We start from the raw sequence: 19,566 nt of genomic DNA, 5'->3' as shown, positions 1-19,566 counted from the left end.
CCCGGAAAGGCTGTCCGCGGTAAGCGGTAAAGCCCTCCAACTTGAATTGGGGGGCTTGGATATTGATTTTAAGACATAACATGCTTTGATCGCATGCAATCACGGCTTTTTAAACTAACTTCGGTCTTTACCGGACAACAGTGAAATAAATTCGGCATCTCATAACATATATTGCACATGACTCGCGGTTGACGTATCTATGGGGTGCTGAAACAAGTTCAGCAGGACCATTTCCTTCTGTTTAAGGCTATTTATCGTAAGTAATTGTTGCTACGCCTTGAAGCTACCTTAAGCCAGCACCATTTTATAATGCTTAATACCGGCTTCCTCAAACTCGGGCCCGGTTTTTTGGAATCCATATTTTTCATACAAACCGCAGGCTTGCACCTGGCCGTGAAGGTATACATAGTCGGCATCGGCAGGCAAATCTGCAATTACGGCTTTAACAAGCGCTCCACCTACCCCGTAACCACGATATTTTGATAGTACCGCAAAGCGTTCCAACTTGTAGCCTTTTTCGGTTTTTCGCCAGCGGGCTGCTCCTGCTGGTTCGCCGTCAACCGTTGCCAAAAAGTGGGTCGATTCATCCTCAAACTCCCATTCCAGCTCTGGCGGGCAATTTTGCTCGTCAACAAATACTTCGCGGCGTATGGCAAATACTTTTTCTAATTCGGCAGGGTTATTTACTTTTTTTACTTCGGTTTTTGAGGGCATTTTGATAGTGCGTTTTTGAGCGGAATCCGGTTTGCTTGGTTTCGTGGTTTTCTTCTGCAGCATCTATAGAGTGCGTGCAGGTTATATCATCTTCCTGTTCGGCTAATTTAGACAATTTGATGTAAAACTTATGGAGCTGATCAAGCTCCTTCTCGGTGAGGTCCTCAATATTTACCATACGATTGCTTGCGCCCTGGTGCGATGCAAGCAACTCGTTGAGCTTTAGATGAATGGCCTTTGAATCTTTATTCTGCGATTTTTGAATAAGGAACACCATCAAAAATGTAATGATTGTGGTACCAGTGTTAATTACAAGCTGCCAGGTGTCCGAATAGTGGAACACCGGCCCGGTAACGATCCATACGATAATAACAACCGTTGCACTGATAAAAGCAGCCGAACTACCGGTGGCTACTGTAGCCCAATTTGAAAATTTTTCGAAGAAGTTTTTTTTCTGATGTGATGACATTTTAGCGGGGCTTTGTTTGAAATTAAACTAAAAAAAAGCGCCGATGTTTAAAACACCGGCGCTTTTTTTTTTGCGTCATTAAGCTAATTACAGCTTGCTGTTGACGTCTAAACAGTTAAGATCTGCAAAAGCGGTAGTTAAACGCTTAACAAAAGTTTCTTCGCCTTTACGTAACCAAACGCGTGGATCGTAATACTTTTTATTTGGAGAATCTTCGCCATCAGGGCTACCAATTTGTGTTTGCAAATAACCTTCTTTTGACTGGTAGTAGTCTTTTATACCTTCCCAAAAAGCCCATTGCATATCTGTATCGATATTCATTTTGATAGCACCGTAAGATATCGCCTCGCGAATTTCTTCCTGGCTTGAACCAGAACCACCATGGAATACAAAATTAATTGGCTTCTCGGCAGTAAGGTTGTGTTTCTCTTTCAAAAACTCCTGAGAGTTGTGCAAAATAACCGGCTGTAATTTAACGTTGCCCGGTTTGTAAACACCGTGTACGTTACCAAAAGCAGCTGCAACAGTAAAACGCGGGCTTACTTTAGACAGTTCTTCGTAAGCGTAAGCAACCTCTTCAGGTTGTGTGTAAAGGCGTGAGCTATCAACATCAGTATTATCAACACCATCTTCTTCACCACCGGTAACGCCCAACTCAATCTCAACAGTCATACCCATTTTAGCCATGCGCTCAAGGTATTTTGCCGATATTTCAATGTTTTCTTCAATTGGCTCTTCAGAAAGGTCAAGCATGTGTGACGAGAATAATGGCGTACCAGTTTCAGCGAAGAATTTTTCGCCATGCTCCAATAAACCATCAATCCATGGCAACAATTTCTTTGCTGCGTGGTCGGTATGTAAAATAACAGCAACACCGTAGTGCTCTGCCAATAAATGCACGTGTTTAGCAGCCGATACTGCACCTAAAATGCAAGCCTGCAATTTTGAGTTATCTAACGATTTACCGGCATAAAATTGAGCGCCGCCGTTTGATAACTGGATAATAACCGGCGAGTTAACTGCTTTGGCAGTTTCCATAACTGCGTTGATAGAGTTGGTACCGATTACGTTCACAGCAGGTAAAGCAAACTGATGCTTTTTTGCTGCTTCAAATAGTTCCTGCACCTGATCGCCGTGCAGTACACCTTTATAGTTTTTTAAATCCATGTGCGTATGTTTGGGGTTCGAAGTTATAAAAAAATACGGTTTTAGCTGTAAGTTGTAATAAAAAGTTAAACAATTAGCAAAAGCTTTATGTTGTTAAACAGCTTGTTAAGCGCATAGCGGTACAATTATTAGTGTATTATTTACAATAAGATAATTTTACCATAAAGCGTTGGCGCGTAAGTTATGCTAACTTTTAAGCCCTATTCAAACCTTTTTTTGTTTCTTTGCACTAAAATTGAAAGAATCTGATAACGATATGGCGTGGTTTAAACGAGAAGTTAAAGGGATAATTACAACTACTGAGGAAAAGAAAGAAGCTCCTGATGGCATCTGGAACAAGTGCCCCAACTGTAAAAAACCTTTGCATTACTCCGAACAGGTTGAAAACCAATATGTTTGCCACTATTGCGGCTTTCACCTGCGCATAGGCTCAAAAGAATATTTTTCGGTATTATTTGATGACAACCAGTTTACCGAGTTGTTTACCAACCTGCACTCGGGCGACCCGCTTGAGTTTACAGACAGTAAAAAATATACTGATCGCGTAGCCGAAACACAAAGAAAAACCGGCTTACAGGATGCTATCCGTGCGGCTGTTGGTAAAATGAACGGCCAGGATGTGGTTATTGCCTGTATGGACTTCAACTTCATAGGTGGCTCAATGGGATCTGTTGTAGGCGAAAAGATTGCCCGATCAATAGATCACAGCATTGCCAACAAAATTCCTTTCCTGATGATATCCAAATCAGGTGGTGCCCGTATGATGGAGGCTGCATTTTCATTAATGCAAATGGCTAAAACATCGGCTAAGCTGGCTTTACTATCACAAGCCAAAGTTCCGTACATATCTTTATTAACCGACCCAACTACAGGCGGCGTTACCGCATCATACGCTATGCTTGGGGACATTAACATTGCGGAGCCGGGTGCGCTTATAGGCTTTGCAGGCCCGCGTGTTATTAAAGAAACCATCAAAAAGGATTTACCTAAAGGCTTCCAGACCGCAGAATTTGTACAGGAGCATGGTTTCCTTGACTTTATCGTAGATCGCCGAGAGATGAAAGAGAAATTGGCTTCATTCCTAAAAATGCTTGCACCGTTCGGTGTTAAAGAGGAGAAGCAAGAAACCGAAGCTTAATTTAAGTTTGACAATATATAAAGGCCATCTGGAAACAGGTGGCCTTTTTGTTTATTATAATGGCTGTTTAAAAAATGTCATTGCGAGAAGCGCAGCGACGTGGCAATCTCATCGCGTTTATATTTACAAGCGACGAGATTGCCACGCTATCGCTCGCAATGACATGACAAATGAGACTTAAAATGGGGAATTCTCGGAACTTACTGTGACTAATATTGCCAATAATCCGAAGTACATACAGATGCTTAAAAATATCAGTAGTAAATAGTAAATCGCAGGTTGCTTAATCCGAACTCGTAACGACTCTGATTTAGTATAAAGCAATAGTCCAATAAACGTTATAAACGGTACATGAACTAACATTTCTAAACTCATAGCCTAATTTATAACAAAAACGCCATTCGCAGTTTACGAATGGCGTTTTTAATTCCTACTTCCCCTTCGAGGGCCGTGGGGGCTATTATATACCCTCTGTACCTGGCTCGTGGCCTAACATACGGCCGGTGGTACGGCCATGCGGGCGACTTGCAAAATCTGTTTTTGTAGCTACACCCTCAGATGGGAACTCATGTTTGTTTGGTGGCGTTACATCTGTTTGTTCGCTATATGATGTATCAGCACCTTCTTTTTGTTGCTCCTGTTCTGATTGGCGGTGGTAACCCGAACCTTCCTGATGTGACTGTTGTTCTTCAGGATTTTCGTTCGGATTGATATTTGGATTGTACTCCGGGTTTCTCTCGTTGGTTTCCATAGTTTTTGTTTTATTGATGTAGTTAATATAAAACAAAGACTATGCCGAAAAATAAGTTGCTAAGCGCTCACAAGGCAAAGATCTTTCAACTTAGCCACCGTGTAATCCACCTCATCCTTCGTATTATATTTCGAGAATGAGAACCTTACCGAAGGTCTGTTCGGATTAGCGCCTATAGCCGTTAATACATGCGAACCAATATCTGTACCCGAGCTGCAGGCACTACCACCAGATGCTGATATACCTGCAATATCAAGGTTAAACAACAGCATATCGGCCATTTCCATTTCAGGGAATGATGCGTTTAACACAGTGTACAAACTTTTGGACGGGTCTGTTTCCCCATTAAAAGTCACGCCCGGAACTTCCTGCTCCAGTTTAGCCTTCATGTATGACTTAATGCCTTGTATATGCGCCTGGTGTGCATCCATTTCCGAATAAGCCAGCTCCAACGCTTTGGCAAGCCCAACAATGCCATACACGTTTTCGGTACCACCACGCATGTTGCGTTCCTGCGAGCCGCCGTATATCATCGGGTTGATCTTAACTTTATGATTGATGTGCAAGAAGCCCGCGCCTTTTGGCCCGTGGAGCTTGTGTCCGGCACATACCATAAAATGCAGTTTCAGCTTGCTCAAATCGTGTTGGTAATGGCCAACGGTCTGTACTGTATCGCTATGGAAAATTGCATTATAGGCCTCAGCTATATCACCTACCCTTTCAAGATCGGTAATGGTGCCCAACTCGTTATTAGCGTGCATTAACGATACCAGGCTGCGCTCATTGGTTTTTAGCAAGGTTTCAAGGTGATCGTAATCTACCGCACCCTTGTTATCGGTATTAACAAAGCTTAGCTTGATAAGGCCCGATTTTTCTATAGCCTCCAGGGTATGCAACACGGCATGGTGCTCCAGCCGGCTTGTAATGGCATGCGTAAGCTTATGATCAATGATGCTGCAACGGATAGCTGTGTTATCAGCCTCGGTACCACCGCTTGTAAAGAAGATCTCCGCAGGTGATGTATGCAGCAGGTTTGCTATGGTTTTACGTGCACGCTCGATAACCGTTCGTACCTCGCGACCATGGGCATGTATAGACGACGGATTGCCAAACTGGCTTTCCATTACCTTATACATTTCTTTTAAAACCTCAGGATCAAGAGCGGTAGTGGCTGCATTATCAAAGTAAACGCGCATTGTATAAATTAGTTATTTGTTAAAGTGAGCAGTAAGCAATGGGTAACTCCTGCTTTATTCGTTTAAATTCAGTATCTCTTTTATATCCGTAATGATCTTGTTTGCAAGGCCGTTTGCAACGGTTTCAGAATTCCCTTCAGAATAAATGCGGATAATAGGCTCCGTATTTGATCGGCGCAGGTGCACCCATTCTTTGTCAAATTCAATCTTTAAACCATCAATAGTGGTATGCGGTTGTTTGTTGTATTTTTCTTCCACCTTCAGCAGTAAGGCATCAATATCCATCTCAGGCGTAAGCGTGATCTTATTTTTCGAGATAAAATAGCCGGGATATGAGCTTCGTAATACAGAAACCGGCTTACCATATTTTGCCAGATGGCTTAAAAACAAAGCAATGCCCACTAAGGCATCTCGACCGTAGTGCAACTCCGGATAAATTACACCGCCATTGCCTTCGCCGCCAATTACGGCGCCTACCTCTTTCATTTTATTTACCACGTTAACCTCTCCAACAGCAGCAGCATGGTATTCGCCGCCACGGTTTTCGGTAACGTCGCGCAGGGCACGGGTTGACGAAAGGTTTGATACCGTATTACCGGGGGTATTTTTCAAAACATAATCTGATACAGCTACAAGAGTATATTCCTCGCCAAACATGCTGCCATCCTCGTTGACAAACGCAAGGCGGTCAACATCAGGGTCTACAGCTATGCCAAGGTTAGCCTGCTTCTTCACAACCTCCTGCGACAAGGCATTCAGGTTTTCGGGCAGTGGCTCGGGATTATGCGGAAAGTTGCCATCGGGCTCGCAATATAGCTCGTGCACGGTTTCAACGCCAAGCGCTTTTAACAGCGCCGGCACATATATGCCACCGGTTGAGTTTATGCAATCAATAACAATTTTAAAATTCGCTGCCTTTATGGCTTCAATATCCACCAGCGGCAGGGCCAGTATCTTGTCGATATGTTTTTGCAGATAGCTGTCATCAACCGTTACCTTGCCAAGGTCGTTAACATCGGCATATATAAAGTTGCTGCTATCGGCAATTTCAAGTACTTCCTTGCCATCAGCATCGCTTATAAATTCGCCCTGGGCATTAAGCAGCTTTAGCGCGTTCCACTGTTTAGGATTATGGCTGGCGGTAATGATTATACCGCCTGCTGCCTGCTCATCAGGTACGGCAACTTCAACCGTTGGTGTGGTTGAAAGGCCAAGGTCAATCACGTCGATGCCAAGCCCCTGCAGGGTGCCCACAACCAAATTATTAACCATAGTACCGGATATGCGGGCATCACGGCCGATCACAATTTTTTTAAGCCCCGACCTTTTAACGGCCCAGCTACCAAAAGCAGATGTAAACTTAACAATATCAAGAGGCGTTAATCCTTCGCCGGCGTTACCGCCTATAGTCCCTCTGATGCCTGAAATTGATTTTATTAATGTCAAAACGCTGATAGATATTAGGCTGCAAAAATAACAATATTTAACCGATACCAATGTAAAATTAATGCCTGTTTAACCCTTGCATAATGGCTATATTTACCTGCCTTTAAACTTAAGGCTATCAACATATCTGCATAAAGGCAATGCTCAACGCACTTTTAGACCTCGACAGGCAACTGTTTCGCTTTATTAATACCGATTGCACCAATGCTTTTTTTGATTGGATAATGCCCCTGATGCGTAACCCAAAGTTTTGGATACCGCTTTACATTTTCATCATCGGCTTTTGTATCTGGAAGTACCTTAAACAAGGCGCTATCTTAATATTAATGCTTTGTTTAGCTGTTGGCTTTGCTGATTTTACCAGCGCCAGCCTCGTTAAAAAACAGGTACAACGCCTGCGCCCCTGTCGCGATCCTGTAACTACCGCAACGGTTATTAGCCGCGTACCTTGCGGCACGGGATACAGCTTTCCTTCCACCCATGCCACCGACCATTTTGCCATAGCCATATTTTTAAGCTGCCTGTTTTACAGGCGATGGAAATGGGTTGCTCCGGCACTGGTTGTATGGGCGGCCACTGTATGCTTTGCACAGATTTACGTAGGCGTACACTTCCCTTTAGATATTACCTGTGGGGCCATTTACGGTAGTTTGGTGGGCTGGTTATTTGCTGTTGGGTTTAAGAAATGGCAGCCGGGATTTAGGGCTTAGAGAAGTTTTGAAAAAAAGGCGCTTGCTCCCGCAAACGCCTTAACATTTTGTATGTAAAACTACCCCCGCATTTTATCAAGCAAATCGCTCAATTGGGCGGCTTCTTCGTCGGTAAGGTTTTGTTTAAAAAGGTCTTTGGTTTTAAAGGTGCTGTCCATTTTCTCGAGGGTGGCGAGGCCCTCTTCGCTAATGCGGATATCAACGGCGCGGCGGTCGCGGGCATTTGTGCAGCGTGACACCAAGCCCTTTTGCACCAGGCGATCAACAATGCGTGATGCATCAGACATTTTATCAATCATGCGCTCCTTAAGCAGGTTCACGGTAGCCGGTTTTGGATACTGCCCGCGTAATATGCGCAGAATGTTAAACTGCTGCTGGGTAAGCTTAAATTTCTCAAACTCGGGGCGCATATAGTTGTTTATCCACCCATAAGTATAGTTGATATTGATAACTACCTTGTGGTAATTATCCTCAAAGTTGGTGCTCTTGATATCTTCTTCTATTCCCATAAATCTGATAAAGAAGCAAATATAACTTATTTATTCTTTGCTTGGGTAACCGGCTTTTCCCGCCCGTAAAGCCAGGGGCAATGCAAACACTTGTTTTTACAGCAGTAACCGCGCTTTTTATGGTAGGCTTCCGTAAAAACAAAATTGCCATCGTCGTTTATATAATAGTCGGTACCCGGCTGCAACATCAGTTAAGAATTTTTACCACAATGCTATCTTTAAAATGCTCCTTTAGGTGCCTGCCGTCGCCATGCAAAGTCCATATTTGCTGTGGTTTCACCTGCTTTATGGCTTCCAAAATATCGTTCCAATCGGCGTGATCTGATATAAACAAGGTATCCTGCTGATTTACCTGCAGCTTTTTCCAGCCCGAAGCAAAAAACCGCCTTACTCCAGTTGCTCTTATATAGCTATCGAATGTAAAAGGCGGAACAATATACACGTACTCGCTTTGCTCCTTCATCAGCTTGCGGCTATACATTTGGTGCGGGCCCAACTCAAAGCCAAACCTTTGATAAACGGCATTTATAGGCATTACTTTGTGATGAACAAGTATTTGCTTTTGCGGAGCATGATCATTTATCATCCTGATGAGGCGCTGGCTTTTACCAATTCCATAAGCACCAAGCAATATGTTCGATTTAACATCCGCCAGTTTTTTAATTTCCTGAACCGGATCGGGATGTTGTGTAGCGGGATCGGCAAATGTGCTTTCGGTTATCAATACATTGGCCTGTACCCATTCAATTGGCTCGCAGGTGTCGTCGGGCTGTAATTTGTAATCGCCGGTGTATAAATATTGAATACCTTTATAATCCATTAATACCTGGGCCGAACCTGGCATATGCCCGGCTGATATAAAAGTTATTTGAACCTCCCCAATGGTAAAAGGTGCATTATATGCGGCTGTATAGAGCTCCCTACCTGCGCTTTTACCATACCGCAACTGCATAAATGCTATGGTTGCCGGCGTTGCATAAACAGTAGCATTACCGCTAACGGCATGATCGGCATGGGCGTGCGAAATTACGGCCGTTTTAACCGGTTGTTGTGGGTCGAGATAAAAATCGGCGTAACGGCAATACAGACCGTTTGCGTCAAATTTTAAAAAATCGTCAAGGATCATTAGCTGTGAGAAAGCGAAAGATAAAGCTGGTGCAGTTTTAAAACCTGCGGGATAACCAGCCCGGTATCGTCATTTAAAATTAAATCATCGGCCATGCCTCGTTTTACCTCTTCGGTAAACTGGCGGGCGTCACGGTTGCGGGCTTCATCAACACTGATGCCGTCACGTTTTATAACTCTTTGCAGGCGAACATCAAGCGGGGCCGATACCAGTACCGACCGGTTGCACATTTTATATGAATCGCTTTCGAACAACAGGGCTGCTTCTTTTAGAACATACGGCACAGCTTTGTCTACGCGCGCTACCCAGGCGTCAAACGCGCGAAATGTTGCCGGATGCACCAGTGCATTTAGTTTAGTAAGTTGCTCTTTATCATTGAAAACAATCCCGGCAATGTGTTTGCGATTAAGGCTACCATCTTCAAAGTACGACTCATTGCCAAACTGCTGTTTAACACCGGCAATTAACAAATCATCTTCCACCATAACCTTCTTGGCAGCATCATCAGCGTAAAAAACAGGTATGCCCAATACCTCAAAAACCTTGCAAACAGTGGTTTTGCCGCTGCCTATATTTCCGGTTACACCTACTTTAAACATCTATTTCTTAACGATAAAATCAACCACCTGCGGCTCAATTTTCACAATCTTGCTAAATGATGGCGCATGCGTTACCTTAACGGGCAATACGCTGTAACCATTTTGCTTCCAGTTATCCAAATCAGCCACTACCTCAAAATCATCTTCGTTTATGTCACCATAATCTGTAAGAGACGTAGTAAAAGTGATCTTTACCTTTTGCGGAAAAACCTTTACATCATAGTAATGCCGATTATTGATCAGCTTAACCGATATGCTCATGGTTTTTTCGGTGAACTCATCTATGGGAATGTTTACCCTAACGCTTTTTGGTTTGATATCCAAATTACCCTCGGGCGATGGTTTAAGGCTTACACGCGAGCTGTAGCTTTCATTAATATCTGATAGCTTAACCGAGTCGGTTTGCCAGTATTTGATCCCTTGTATTACATCGGCGGGGCCACTTACCGTAACGTATGCCGGTTGTAAAACAACATTACCCGACTGGGCAAACTGTTTTTGATATTTGATAACGCTTACCAGTTTTACCGGCACCCGCTTAACGGTACGGTTAGAAAAATCGAAAAAGAGCGTATCAGGATTAATTGTAATAATTTCACGATTTACCTGCTTCTTTAAGTTGATCTGCTTTAATTGAGCACTCAGTACAACGTAATCGCGCGTTTCAAGTGTATGCAGGTCTACCACTATGGGCAAATGATCGTTATTTATCCGCGAAAATAACATTTGCCAGCCAGTACCCTGTACAGTAGCATCGACCGTATCAGACTGCAATGCGTGGAATGCACGCTTCTTAGGTGCGTTTTTATAGGTTACAACCTGCTTTACGGTGTATTTGTACGGATTACCGAGAGCGGTGAACAACCAGGCCAATACCGCAACTACCAGGCACGTAATGAATGCCGACAAACGCCTGCGCTCAATTGCTGATAGTTTTATTATGGCCATAGTTATTATTTAAAACAGAAAGCGAAAAGCCCGGTGGCAATTTAGCAAATGCCCCGTTCTTTTCGCTTTAAATTGTTGCCCGGCTTGTGCGCAAACCGGCAAAAGGCATTATTTTGTTACAACCGGCGTGTTCAACGCTTTTGTTGCATCTAAAGATATTGCAGTTTTATCGAAACGGATGCGTGCACCGTTCTCAACCTCAATAAGGATAGTTGTATCGGCTATTTCGTACACGCGGCCATGTATGCCGGCTGTAGTGATTACTTTGTCGCCTTTTTTTAGTTCTTCGGCAAATTTTTTCTGATCTTTTTGCTTTTTAACCTGCGGACGTATCATGAAAAAATAAAACACAACGGCAATTAAGCCAAACATAATTAATTGCTGTACACCCATGCCGCCGCCGGCCTGTAAAAGAATAGTTGCTGTCATTTTAAACGTTTAAATTATTTGGTGGTTACCTCGCCAATTAAGTGCACCATATTTTGGGCAGGATTTGTATTGGCAGTAATGGTTACTTGCTTATCCTGCAGGCCTACTTTGCCTGCGCTGTTAAAGGTTACTTTTATTTCGCTGCTTGCGCCTGGTTGTATTGGGGCCTTGCTCCACTCGGGTTTGGTGCAACCACAGGTTGCAACTGCATCCTGTATAATAAGCGGCGATTTGCCTGTATTGGTAAATTTGAAAGCGTAAGTAACGCTCTCGCCTTCTTTAATTTTACCAAAGTCATGCATTTCTTTTTCAAACTTCATGGCAGGTGCATTGGCTGTTGCTGCAGCAGTTTCTGCTGCTGGTGTAGTAGCTTCGGCCTGTTGCTTGGCTTGGGGCTGCCTGCAGGCTGCTAAAAAAATGCAGGCTGCTATGGTACTAAAGAAAAGTTTTTTCATGTTAAGTTATTCAATTAATCCGCGACCCATCTTTTTGATCTTGTTCTCGGCTTTAAGCTCGGCCAAAATCTTGTCTAAGATACCGTTTATAAACGAATTACTTTTAGGCGTGCTAAACTCCTTGGATATTTCAAGGTACTCGTTAATAGTCACCTTAACAGGGATTGATGTGAAGTTCAGGAACTCAACAATGGCCATTTTCATCAACAGGGTATCCATCATTGCGATACGGTCCGGCTCCCAGTTTTGCGTTTTTTGGGCAATAAGCTCCTGGTAGGCGGCATCATGACGGATTGTTTGCTCAAACAGGTTCACTACAAATTCACGGTCTTCAACCCAGTTGCCGCTTATTTCGGCCAGCTTGTTTTGCTCCGGCTTATCGTCTGATGAAAAGTTTTTAAAGGTTTTTGCTATCAATGCCTGCAATACCTCTTTATCTACCGGCCAGTAAATAAACTTATCTTCAAAAACCTGCTCGGCTAATGACGATTTAAGTATAACCTTCTTGAAAATGAATTTGATAATATCTTTATCAGACTGGATTGAATCGTCGGTTTTAGCAAGATACTCGGCGTAATCCGGAGATGCCTTAAGGGTATCAAAAAGTGATTTGGCCAATTCAGGATCAAAAGACCATTCAACTTTATATTTCTTTACTGCCAATATGTACTCCTTGTTATCTAACAGCGAAGTAATGAATTTATTGGTAAGCAGCTTTTTGTTGGCGTTCAAATCCTCCGCCGATGGCAAGTGTTTGTTTGCACGCTCTTCGGCATCACGTGAAGTGTAATCTACTACTTCGCTTATCAGCGACAGCATCCAGATATACATCTCAAAAACCTGGTCAATACTGCCTAATAAGTGTTTCTCAAAAGATTTAATCTCTTTTGTATCCGATTGATGATACGCATAAAGCGCTTGTAACACTTTTACCCTAAGGTGCCTTCTGTTTAACATTGTAAGAACGATTATGAGGAGCCTTTGCCCTCTGTTTTATGATAAATTACTAATAGGTTGACTTAACTTTTTTAATATCTGAAATACGTTTTTCGGCTATTTTGTTTGCGGCATCAATGGTAGAAATATTTTCGGCTTTTGAAAGCTTTAGCACATTGCGGGTTGCTTCGTAAATATTCTCTGTTAACTGCAGTGCGCGTTTTTTATTGTAGCCCATTAACTCCGAATAACCACTGATGATACCGCCTGCGTTGATCACATAATCAGGCGCGAAGAGGATGCCTTTCTCCACCAGCATTTTACCGTGTTCTGTTTCGTTTTGCAACTGGTTATTGGCCGAGCCGGCTATGATGCCGCACTTGAGTTTGGCAATAGTTTGTGTATTGATGGTTGCTCCCATAGCGCATGGTGCATAAATATCTGCAGACAGATCGAATATTGAGTTATTTGAAACCGCCTCAGCACCATATTTTTTTGATACCTGGCGTACCCTGTCATCATTTATATCACTTACGTATACCTTTGCGTTTTCGTCGCGCAGCAGTTTTACCAGGTTTTCGCCAACGTGGCCAATGCCCTGCACAATTACGCTGCGGCCGGCTACGTTATCATTACCGTAAAGTTCCTTTATGGCGGCCTTCATCCCCATAAAAACACCTTTTGCCGCCACTGGTGCAGGGTCGCCGCTCCCGCCAAGGCTTTCAGGTATGCCTGTAACGTGCTCGGTTTCCATACGGATGTATTCCATGTCGCGCGGGTTGGTGCCCACATCTTCAGACGTTACAAACTCGCCGTTGAGGTTTTTAATGAAACGGCCAAACTTGCGCATCAATGCCTCGGTTTTATCCTGGCGAGAATCCCCCATAATAACTGAGTAACCGCCACCCATATTTAAACCGGCAATAGCGCATTTGTATGTCATGGCTTTTGATAAGCGCAGAACATCTTCAAGGGCATCCTGTTCATTCTTGTAGTTCCACATGCGTGTGCCGCCCATAGCTGGCCCAAGTGTAGTATCATGAATGGCTATAATCCCTTTTAATGAAGTATCCGGATCATTACAAAACACAATTTTTTTATGCCCGTAGGTATCAAGTTGTTCAAATATGCTATTTCGAGGCTGTATTGAGGGCATTTCGGCTGCAATGATTGTCCGGCAAAAGTAGGTGTTTTTTTTGATTGCGACAAAGCTGCACGAGAGTCTGCTACAGGTTCAATTGAAAGATGAACAACCTGTGACGGTTACAATGTTTGCGGCAGGTAAGAAAAAGCCCCGCTTTTTGAATATGCAATAAGTAAGCTTTACTTTTGGAAGCATTAAAGCAATTGCCCCGGGGCGGCACACCTATTGCCTTGCTTAACCCATATGAAAGAACTTGCCTACCTCAATAAATACTTTTACAAATATCGCTGGCGCCTGGTGCCGGGCATTTTATTTGTAATTATATCAAACATTTTTGGCGTGCTGCCCGCGCAGGTTATTCGCGTAGCGTTTGATTTGGTTACCGAAAATATAAGCATGTTCCAGCTTTTTACAGGCTTTAACAGGCAGGAAATGATCTATGATGTTTTCGGCTCGAGCCTTTTGTTGTTTGGTATCCTGGTATTGGTGTTGGCCCTGCTGCGTGGCTTGTTCCTGTTTTTTATGAGGCAAACCATCATTTTGATGTCCAGGCATATCGAGTACGATCAAAAAAATGAGATATACGAGCATTACCAACGCCTGTCGTTAGCATTTTACCGCCGTCACAACACCGGCGACCTTATGAACCGCGTTACCGAAGACGTTAGCCGGGTACGCATGTATCTTGGGCCCGGTATTATGTACACCATAAACACTGTGGTGCTGTTCATGATGGTTATTTACGCCATGCTAATTGTAAATGTGCGGCTCACCATATTCTCCGTAATGCCGTTGCCGATTTTGGCGGTTATTATATTTTATGTAAACAATACCATCAACCACCGCAGCGAACAGATACAAAAGCGCTTGTCGGGACTTTCCAGCTTTGTGCAGGAAAACTTCTCAGGTATAAGGGTGATAAAATCATATGTGCGCGAGGGCTTTGTACAAGACAAGTTTGCAGCCGAAAGCCAGGACTATAAAACACAATCCATGGCGCTGGCAAAGGTGCAATCGGTATTTTTCCCGGTGATGCTGCTGCTGGTCGGCTTAAGCAACGTTATTACCATGTACATAGGTGGTGTAGAGGTGATGAAAGGCAACATCACACCGGGTAACATAGCCGAGTTTATTGTTTACCTTAACATGCTAAGCTTCCCGGTTATATCATTAGGATGGGTAACTTCGCTGATACAGCGTGCCGCCGCATCGCAGAAACGTATCAACGAGTTTTTACATGAGCAGCCAGAGATACAATCACCGAAGGCATCTGAAGTAGATTTAAGAGGGCAGATCAAGTTTGATAACGTAAGCTTTACGTATCCTGACACGGGCATTAAAGCCATCAAAAATATATCTTTTATTGCCGAGCCGGGGCAAATGGTGGCTATTATAGGTCGTACAGGTTCAGGTAAATCAACTATTGCAAATCTCATTATGCGGATGTATGATACCACTGCCGGGCAAATAATAATTGACGGGCAGGGCATCACCAAACTAAATCTCGACAGCTACCGCAGGCAAATTGGTTTTGTGCCGCAGGAGGTTTTCCTATTTTCGGATATTATATCGCATAACATTGCATTTAGCGCTGATGTATTGGACATGCCGGCTGTTGAGCAGGCTGCACGTGATGCCGCTGTTTATAATAATATTATTGAGCTTGATAACGGCTTTAATACTTTAATCGGCGAGCGTGGTGTAACGCTATCCGGCGGGCAAAAACAACGGGTGAGTATAGCACGCGCAATTGTTAAACAGCCACAAATACTAATATTTGATGACTGCTTATCGGCGGTTGATACGCGTACAGAGGAGGAAATATTGAGCAACCTTGGCCGTATTATGCAGGGTAAAACAAGTATAATAATATCACACCGCATATCTACCATAAAAAATGCCGATAAGATTTTGGTGCTCGACAACGGCGAAATCATAGAACAAGGCACTCACAACGCGCTTATGGATAATCGCGGAGCATATTTCGACTTATACGAAAAACAACTGTTAGAGGAAGCTGAAAACGCCTAAGCGCGAAACCTTTACAACTTTATAGCGTAAAAGTTTCAATAGATATTAAATATGTTACAATAAATGCTTGCGCATAAGATTTTTAAGTATATTTAGCCAACCGAAACTATTACTATACTGTACACATGGGAGATTTTGACAACAGAGAGCGTGAAGAGGTTTACTCAAAAAAGATAAGGGCTGGCAAAAGAACATACTTTTTTGATGTGAAGGCAACCCGATCAAATGATTACTACATTACCATTACCGAGAGCAAAAAACGCCTGGAAGATGGTGTGTTTGTAAAGCACAAGATATTTTTATACAAGGAAGATTTTGAGAAATTTGCCGAGGGCCTTAAAGACACCGTTGAGTATATTAAGGATCACCAGGAAGTGATTGAAAAACGCTACGAATATAGCGAGGCATCAGAAGTTGCCAAGGCTGATGAAGACTTTTCCTTTTAACAACACCCAAACACAAAACCTAAGAATATGAAAACGGCCCGCAATTGCGGGCCGTTTTGTTTTATAAATATTTTATGGTTTATCTTATTTCATCATTGATGCAGCACCTACACCGGCAACTATCACAATCACAAAAATTAACGCGTAGAAACCAACTATAACAATAGTAGTAATTCCCCAAAGCTTAAAAAACGATTTTAGTTTTCCTAACGCAGCTGTAACATCAATAGCGTTACCATATACAATACCTTTCTTAATTTTATCACCAAACTGGTATATGTAAAGCGAGAAAAAGAAATAAAAAACAGCAATAAGTATATAAAAAAAGCTAAACAGACCACCGGTACCGGCAGGCATACCTGCACCTGTAGGACTAAAGCGAGCCATCGCAGCCATGAAACTACCTATAAATAAGGCCATTAACACAAAAAGCCCAGTAAGTACAAAGCCTACTATTCCTAAAAAATAGGCCCACTGTCCGGATTTTTGAAGATAATACTGCGCTTCTTCTGTTAAAATTAATTTCGGCTCGGTAGCCGGGATTTCATTGTGTTCAAATGGTTCCATTGTAAGGTTTAAATTTTGCCTTAAAATAGAGAAACTATTTCAATTACAACAAACTATTTGCAGTAAATAACGAGTGAGATTAGGGTAAAATAGCCGGCTTTACCTAATGCTTTAACAAGGTATCGCTTAAGATATTTACGGCTACGCTAAAATAAATGATGAGGCCGGTCACATCAACCAGTGTAGCTACAAACGGAGCCGAAGATGTTGCAGGGTCGGCACCGAGCTTCTTAAGAATCAGTGGCAGCATTGATCCTGCTAAGGATCCCCATAAAACTATACCCACCAAAGCCAGCCCTACTGTGAGCCCTACCAGTGGCCAGTATGGCCCATAGGTATCAGAAAACTGAGACCATATAAATATCCGCATAAAGCCGATAATGCCCAACGTACCTCCAAGCATTAAGCCCGATAAAATTTCGCGGCGCATAACCCGCCACCAGTCTTTTATGGTTACTTCGCCAAGTGCCATGGCCTGTATAATCAAAGTAGATGCCTGCGAACCGCTGTTTCCTCCGCTTGATATAATCAGCGGAATAAACAATGCAAGTACAACCGCTTTTTCTATCTGCTTCTCAAAAAAGCCCATGGCCGTAGCAGTAAGCATTTCACCCAGAAAAAGTATGATTAACCACCCTACGCGCTTTTTAACCAGCCTGAAGATGTTGATATCCAGATAAGGTTCGTCTAAAGCTTCGGTACCACCAATCTTTTGGATATCCTCGGTATATTCCTCATTGGCTATCCAAAGGATATCATCCACCGTAACAATCCCTAATAGTATATTTTCGCTATCCGTAACCGGTAAAGCGGTACGGTTATTCATCCTGAAAACATTGATGGCTTCTTCCTGCGGGTCGTTTGCATCCAAAGCAATCAGGCGTCCGTCCATCAACTCACTTATTTTGGTTTCGGGGGTAACCAATAATATCTCACGGATCCGGATATCATCAAGCAATACACCTTTTTCATCAATTACATAAATAACATCAATGGTCTCGGAGTTTTTACCATAGCGGCGAATGTGCGACAACACGCGGTTAACATCCCAGTTCTTTTTAACCGCAACATAGTCGGGTGTCATTAAACGGCCAACGCTATCTTCTTCGTAACCCAGCAGTATCAGCGCCTCTTTACGGTCGGCAGGCGATAAGTTCAGGATTAATGTTTTAACAACGTCGCCATGCAGGTCGGCAAACAGCGCGGTGCGGTCATCGGGCGGCAACTCGGTAATGATCTCATTACTCTTAGGGCCCGAAAGTTTTTTTAGTATGCGCTCTTGTGTGGGGAAGTCAAGTATCCTGAAAACGTTTACAGCACGGCTAATGGAAAGGGTTTCGATAAACAACGGGCCGTGTTCAGGCAATTCATCAATAAGCTCTTCTACGTCCGAAATATTGAGGTTATTTAAATATTCCCGAAGTTGGGTAGTGTCTTCCTGCTCCAGTAATAATTCAATTTGCTCAACCATTTCTTCCATAAAAAGCCCCCTGTTGTTTACATGTTTTTAACCTTGATAATGCCCTTTTTGTGCGCAGGCAAAAGTCGTTTATTTTTTCAAATTTCAAGGCTTTTTTTGTGTTATCTTTGCGGCTTTATAAGTGAGTGGTTTATTAAGTAAATAGTGAGTGGTTAACTGCTCTCTTAATTAACTACCCACCAATCAACTAAATAAAAACAATGGGTTTACAATGTGGTATAGTGGGTTTGCCAAATGTGGGCAAGTCTACACTTTTTAACTGTTTATCAAACGCAAAGGCACAGGCGGCCAACTTTCCGTTTTGTACTATTGAGCCCAACGTGGGCGTAATTACCGTGCCCGATGAGCGCCTTACCAAACTAACCGAAATTGTTAACCCGAAAAGCATTGTGCCGAACACTATCGAGATAGTTGATATTGCAGGCCTTGTAAAAGGTGCCAGCAAAGGCGAAGGTTTAGGTAACCAGTTTTTAGGAAACATCCGCGCTACAAACGCCATTATACACGTTTTGCGTTGCTTTGATAATGATAACGTGATCCACGTTGACGGCTCTGTTGACCCGATACGAGATAAAGAGATTATTGACACCGAGTTACAGCTAAAAGACCTCGAATCTTTGGAGAAAAAGATCCAGAAGGTTGAGAAAATGGCTAAAACCGGTGGCGATAAAGACGCTAAAAAAGCCTACGAAGTAGCGCTTGTTTACAGGGAGCACTTGCTGTCGGGTAAATCTGCACGTACAGCCCAGGTATCTGACGAGGATAAAGAATACATCGACGACCTGCAACTGCTTACTGCCAAACCGGTATTATACGTTTGTAATGTTGACGAGAGTGCCGTTAATACCGGAAACGCTTATGTTGACAAAGTACGCGAGGCGGTTAAAGAAGAAAACGCAGAGGTATTGATCATATCTGCACAAATAGAATCTGAAATATCGCAGTTAGATACTTACGAAGAGCGCCAGATGTTCCTGGACGATTTGGGCCTTACCGAATCGGGCGTTAATAAGCTGATTAAAGCTGCTTACAAATTGTTAAACCTCGCTACTTACTTTACTGCCGGTGTACAGGAAGTAAGAGCTTGGACCATTACGCAAGGCTTTACTGCACCGCAGGCTGCCGGTGTGATCCATACTGATTTCGAAAAAGGCTTTATCCGTGCGGAAGTGATTAAATACGAGGACTTCGTGAAATTTAACGGATCCGAAGCTGTTATTAAAGAAAACGGTAAAATGTCTGTAGAAGGCAAAAGCTACATTGTGCAGGATGGCGACATTATGCACTTCCGTTTTAACGTGTAAT

22 protein-coding genes are annotated in these 19,566 nt (G+C 43.0%); 5 read left to right on the top strand and 17 right to left on the bottom strand.

Features of this window, described 5'->3' with window-relative positions; all coding sequences use genetic code 11:
• Positions 1-288: 288 nt before the first annotated feature.
• The 3 genes from FPZ43_RS11035 to fbaA all read right to left on the bottom strand — a co-directional run bounded on the left by FPZ43_RS11035 (position 289) and on the right by fbaA (position 2,350).
• Positions 289-714, bottom strand: a complete 426-nt coding sequence (locus FPZ43_RS11035) for a GNAT family N-acetyltransferase (protein WP_146381964.1) — start codon at positions 712-714, stop codon at positions 289-291.
• Positions 680-1,183 carry a low affinity iron permease family protein gene (locus FPZ43_RS11030; protein ID WP_146381963.1) on the bottom strand — a complete coding sequence of 168 codons (504 nt, stop codon included), beginning with the start codon at positions 1,181-1,183 and terminating at the stop codon, positions 680-682. Before FPZ43_RS11030 ends, FPZ43_RS11035 begins: the two co-directional genes overlap by 35 nt.
• An 87-nt stretch (positions 1,184-1,270) precedes the next feature.
• Positions 1,271-2,350, bottom strand: coding sequence for a class II fructose-bisphosphate aldolase (fbaA, locus tag FPZ43_RS11025; RefSeq protein ID WP_146381962.1), 1,080 nt, complete (start codon positions 2,348-2,350; stop codon positions 1,271-1,273).
• 256 nt (positions 2,351-2,606) lie between these two features.
• Between fbaA and accD the strand changes: the two genes are divergently transcribed.
• Positions 2,607-3,488: an acetyl-CoA carboxylase, carboxyltransferase subunit beta gene (gene accD / locus FPZ43_RS11020; protein WP_146381983.1), complete on the top strand. Its 882-nt coding sequence runs from the start codon at positions 2,607-2,609 to the stop codon at positions 3,486-3,488.
• 460 nt (positions 3,489-3,948) lie between these two features.
• On the opposite strand, the gene FPZ43_RS11015 is transcribed toward accD, so the two are convergent.
• Genes FPZ43_RS11015 through glmM form a run of 3 tightly spaced genes read right to left on the bottom strand, consistent with a single transcriptional unit; the run spans position 3,949 to position 6,881 of the window.
• Positions 3,949-4,239 (bottom strand): hypothetical protein, encoded by a 291-nt coding sequence (locus FPZ43_RS11015; RefSeq protein ID WP_146381961.1) that lies wholly within the window; start codon positions 4,237-4,239, stop codon positions 3,949-3,951.
• 59 nt (positions 4,240-4,298) lie between these two features.
• Positions 4,299-5,435 (bottom strand): cysteine desulfurase family protein, encoded by a 1,137-nt coding sequence (locus FPZ43_RS11010; protein WP_146381960.1) that lies wholly within the window; start codon positions 5,433-5,435, stop codon positions 4,299-4,301.
• A 54-nt stretch (positions 5,436-5,489) separates the two neighbouring features.
• A complete protein-coding gene (gene glmM / locus FPZ43_RS11005; protein ID WP_146381959.1) occupies positions 5,490-6,881 on the bottom strand; it encodes a phosphoglucosamine mutase in 1,392 nt (463 codons plus the stop codon).
• Positions 6,882-7,021: 140 nt separating this feature from the next.
• Between glmM and FPZ43_RS11000 the strand changes: the two genes are divergently transcribed.
• A complete protein-coding gene (locus tag FPZ43_RS11000; protein WP_146381958.1) occupies positions 7,022-7,591 on the top strand; it encodes a phosphatase PAP2 family protein in 570 nt (189 codons plus the stop codon).
• Between the two features lie 59 nt (positions 7,592-7,650).
• On the opposite strand, the gene FPZ43_RS10995 is transcribed toward FPZ43_RS11000, so the two are convergent.
• From FPZ43_RS10995 to FPZ43_RS10960, 9 genes are all read right to left on the bottom strand, one after another.
• Complete coding sequence (locus FPZ43_RS10995; protein WP_146381957.1) at positions 7,651-8,100, bottom strand: MarR family winged helix-turn-helix transcriptional regulator; 450 nt, start codon at positions 8,098-8,100, stop codon at positions 7,651-7,653.
• Positions 8,101-8,126: 26 nt separating this feature from the next.
• Positions 8,127-8,288 (bottom strand): DUF5522 domain-containing protein, encoded by a 162-nt coding sequence (locus tag FPZ43_RS19285; RefSeq protein WP_186461815.1) that lies wholly within the window; start codon positions 8,286-8,288, stop codon positions 8,127-8,129.
• A complete protein-coding gene (locus tag FPZ43_RS10990; protein ID WP_146381956.1) occupies positions 8,288-9,226 on the bottom strand; it encodes an MBL fold metallo-hydrolase RNA specificity domain-containing protein in 939 nt (312 codons plus the stop codon). Before FPZ43_RS10990 ends, FPZ43_RS19285 begins: the two co-directional genes overlap by 1 nt.
• On the bottom strand, positions 9,226-9,825 hold the full coding sequence (gene coaE, locus FPZ43_RS10985) for a dephospho-CoA kinase (RefSeq protein WP_146381955.1): 600 nt from the start codon (positions 9,823-9,825) through the stop codon (positions 9,226-9,228). Before coaE ends, FPZ43_RS10990 begins: the two co-directional genes overlap by 1 nt.
• Positions 9,826-10,773: a CdaR family protein gene (locus FPZ43_RS10980; protein ID WP_146381954.1), complete on the bottom strand. Its 948-nt coding sequence runs from the start codon at positions 10,771-10,773 to the stop codon at positions 9,826-9,828.
• Between the two features lie 108 nt (positions 10,774-10,881).
• Positions 10,882-11,202 carry a preprotein translocase subunit YajC gene (gene yajC, locus FPZ43_RS10975; RefSeq protein ID WP_146381953.1) on the bottom strand — a complete coding sequence of 107 codons (321 nt, stop codon included), beginning with the start codon at positions 11,200-11,202 and terminating at the stop codon, positions 10,882-10,884.
• A 14-nt stretch (positions 11,203-11,216) separates the two neighbouring features.
• Positions 11,217-11,657, bottom strand: coding sequence for a DUF1573 domain-containing protein (locus FPZ43_RS10970; RefSeq protein ID WP_146381952.1), 441 nt, complete (start codon positions 11,655-11,657; stop codon positions 11,217-11,219).
• A gap of 6 nt (positions 11,658-11,663) precedes the next feature.
• Complete coding sequence (gene nusB, locus FPZ43_RS10965) at positions 11,664-12,614, bottom strand: transcription antitermination factor NusB (RefSeq protein ID WP_146381951.1); 951 nt, start codon at positions 12,612-12,614, stop codon at positions 11,664-11,666.
• Between the two features lie 49 nt (positions 12,615-12,663).
• Positions 12,664-13,749 carry a Glu/Leu/Phe/Val family dehydrogenase gene (locus FPZ43_RS10960; RefSeq protein WP_146381950.1) on the bottom strand — a complete coding sequence of 362 codons (1,086 nt, stop codon included), beginning with the start codon at positions 13,747-13,749 and terminating at the stop codon, positions 12,664-12,666.
• Positions 13,750-13,980: 231 nt separating this feature from the next.
• On the opposite strand from FPZ43_RS10960, the gene FPZ43_RS10955 reads away from it, so the two are divergent.
• Both FPZ43_RS10955 and FPZ43_RS10950 read left to right on the top strand, forming a co-directional pair.
• A complete protein-coding gene (locus FPZ43_RS10955) occupies positions 13,981-15,768 on the top strand; it encodes an ABC transporter ATP-binding protein (protein ID WP_146381949.1) in 1,788 nt (595 codons plus the stop codon).
• A 125-nt stretch (positions 15,769-15,893) separates the two neighbouring features.
• The gene (locus FPZ43_RS10950; protein WP_146381948.1) at positions 15,894-16,214 is read left to right on the top strand and encodes a DUF3276 family protein; all 321 of its coding nucleotides are present in this window, start codon (positions 15,894-15,896) and stop codon (positions 16,212-16,214) included.
• 84 nt (positions 16,215-16,298) lie between these two features.
• Here FPZ43_RS10950 and FPZ43_RS10945 read toward each other — a convergent pair whose 3' ends face one another.
• Complete coding sequence (locus FPZ43_RS10945) at positions 16,299-16,781, bottom strand: DUF5362 family protein (RefSeq protein ID WP_146381947.1); 483 nt, start codon at positions 16,779-16,781, stop codon at positions 16,299-16,301.
• 103 nt (positions 16,782-16,884) lie between these two features.
• A complete protein-coding gene (gene mgtE / locus FPZ43_RS10940) occupies positions 16,885-18,261 on the bottom strand; it encodes a magnesium transporter (protein WP_146381946.1) in 1,377 nt (458 codons plus the stop codon).
• A gap of 200 nt (positions 18,262-18,461) precedes the next feature.
• Between mgtE and ychF the strand changes: the two genes are divergently transcribed.
• On the top strand, positions 18,462-19,565 hold the full coding sequence (ychF, locus tag FPZ43_RS10935) for a redox-regulated ATPase YchF (protein ID WP_146381945.1): 1,104 nt from the start codon (positions 18,462-18,464) through the stop codon (positions 19,563-19,565).
• The last annotated feature ends 1 nt before the right edge of the window (position 19,566 follow it).

Origin of the sequence: Mucilaginibacter pallidiroseus, assembly GCF_007846085.1 — a bacterium.
GTDB lineage: Bacteria > Bacteroidota > Bacteroidia > Sphingobacteriales > Sphingobacteriaceae > Mucilaginibacter > Mucilaginibacter pallidiroseus.
Note: the sequence above shows the minus strand (reverse complement) of the source record. Positions and strands in the feature narration are given on the sequence as shown.

Coding starts and splice junctions, on each gene's coding strand:
- FPZ43_RS10945 (WP_146381947.1), bottom strand. CDS start 16,781: ATGGAACCATTTGAACACAATGAAATCCCGGCTACCGAGCCGAAATTA.
- FPZ43_RS11035 (WP_146381964.1), bottom strand. CDS start 714: ATGCCCTCAAAAACCGAAGTAAAAAAAGTAAATAACCCTGCCGAATTA.
- mgtE (WP_146381946.1), bottom strand. CDS start 18,261: ATGGAAGAAATGGTTGAGCAAATTGAATTATTACTGGAGCAGGAAGAC.
- FPZ43_RS11010 (WP_146381960.1), bottom strand. CDS start 5,435: ATGCGCGTTTACTTTGATAATGCAGCCACTACCGCTCTTGATCCTGAG.
- yajC (WP_146381953.1), bottom strand. CDS start 11,202: ATGACAGCAACTATTCTTTTACAGGCCGGCGGCGGCATGGGTGTACAG.
- FPZ43_RS10970 (WP_146381952.1), bottom strand. CDS start 11,657: ATGAAAAAACTTTTCTTTAGTACCATAGCAGCCTGCATTTTTTTAGCA.
- FPZ43_RS10995 (WP_146381957.1), bottom strand. CDS start 8,100: ATGGGAATAGAAGAAGATATCAAGAGCACCAACTTTGAGGATAATTAC.
- coaE (WP_146381955.1), bottom strand. CDS start 9,825: ATGTTTAAAGTAGGTGTAACCGGAAATATAGGCAGCGGCAAAACCACT.
- FPZ43_RS10980 (WP_146381954.1), bottom strand. CDS start 10,773: ATGGCCATAATAAAACTATCAGCAATTGAGCGCAGGCGTTTGTCGGCA.
- FPZ43_RS11030 (WP_146381963.1), bottom strand. CDS start 1,183: ATGTCATCACATCAGAAAAAAAACTTCTTCGAAAAATTTTCAAATTGG.
- FPZ43_RS11015 (WP_146381961.1), bottom strand. CDS start 4,239: ATGGAAACCAACGAGAGAAACCCGGAGTACAATCCAAATATCAATCCG.
- ychF (WP_146381945.1), top strand. CDS start 18,462: ATGGGTTTACAATGTGGTATAGTGGGTTTGCCAAATGTGGGCAAGTCT.
- nusB (WP_146381951.1), bottom strand. CDS start 12,614: ATGTTAAACAGAAGGCACCTTAGGGTAAAAGTGTTACAAGCGCTTTAT.
- fbaA (WP_146381962.1), bottom strand. CDS start 2,350: ATGGATTTAAAAAACTATAAAGGTGTACTGCACGGCGATCAGGTGCAG.
- FPZ43_RS10950 (WP_146381948.1), top strand. CDS start 15,894: ATGGGAGATTTTGACAACAGAGAGCGTGAAGAGGTTTACTCAAAAAAG.
- FPZ43_RS10960 (WP_146381950.1), bottom strand. CDS start 13,749: ATGCCCTCAATACAGCCTCGAAATAGCATATTTGAACAACTTGATACC.
- FPZ43_RS19285 (WP_186461815.1), bottom strand. CDS start 8,288: ATGTTGCAGCCGGGTACCGACTATTATATAAACGACGATGGCAATTTT.
- FPZ43_RS10955 (WP_146381949.1), top strand. CDS start 13,981: ATGAAAGAACTTGCCTACCTCAATAAATACTTTTACAAATATCGCTGG.
- FPZ43_RS11000 (WP_146381958.1), top strand. CDS start 7,022: ATGCTCAACGCACTTTTAGACCTCGACAGGCAACTGTTTCGCTTTATT.
- FPZ43_RS10990 (WP_146381956.1), bottom strand. CDS start 9,226: ATGATCCTTGACGATTTTTTAAAATTTGACGCAAACGGTCTGTATTGC.
- accD (WP_146381983.1), top strand. CDS start 2,607: ATGGCGTGGTTTAAACGAGAAGTTAAAGGGATAATTACAACTACTGAG.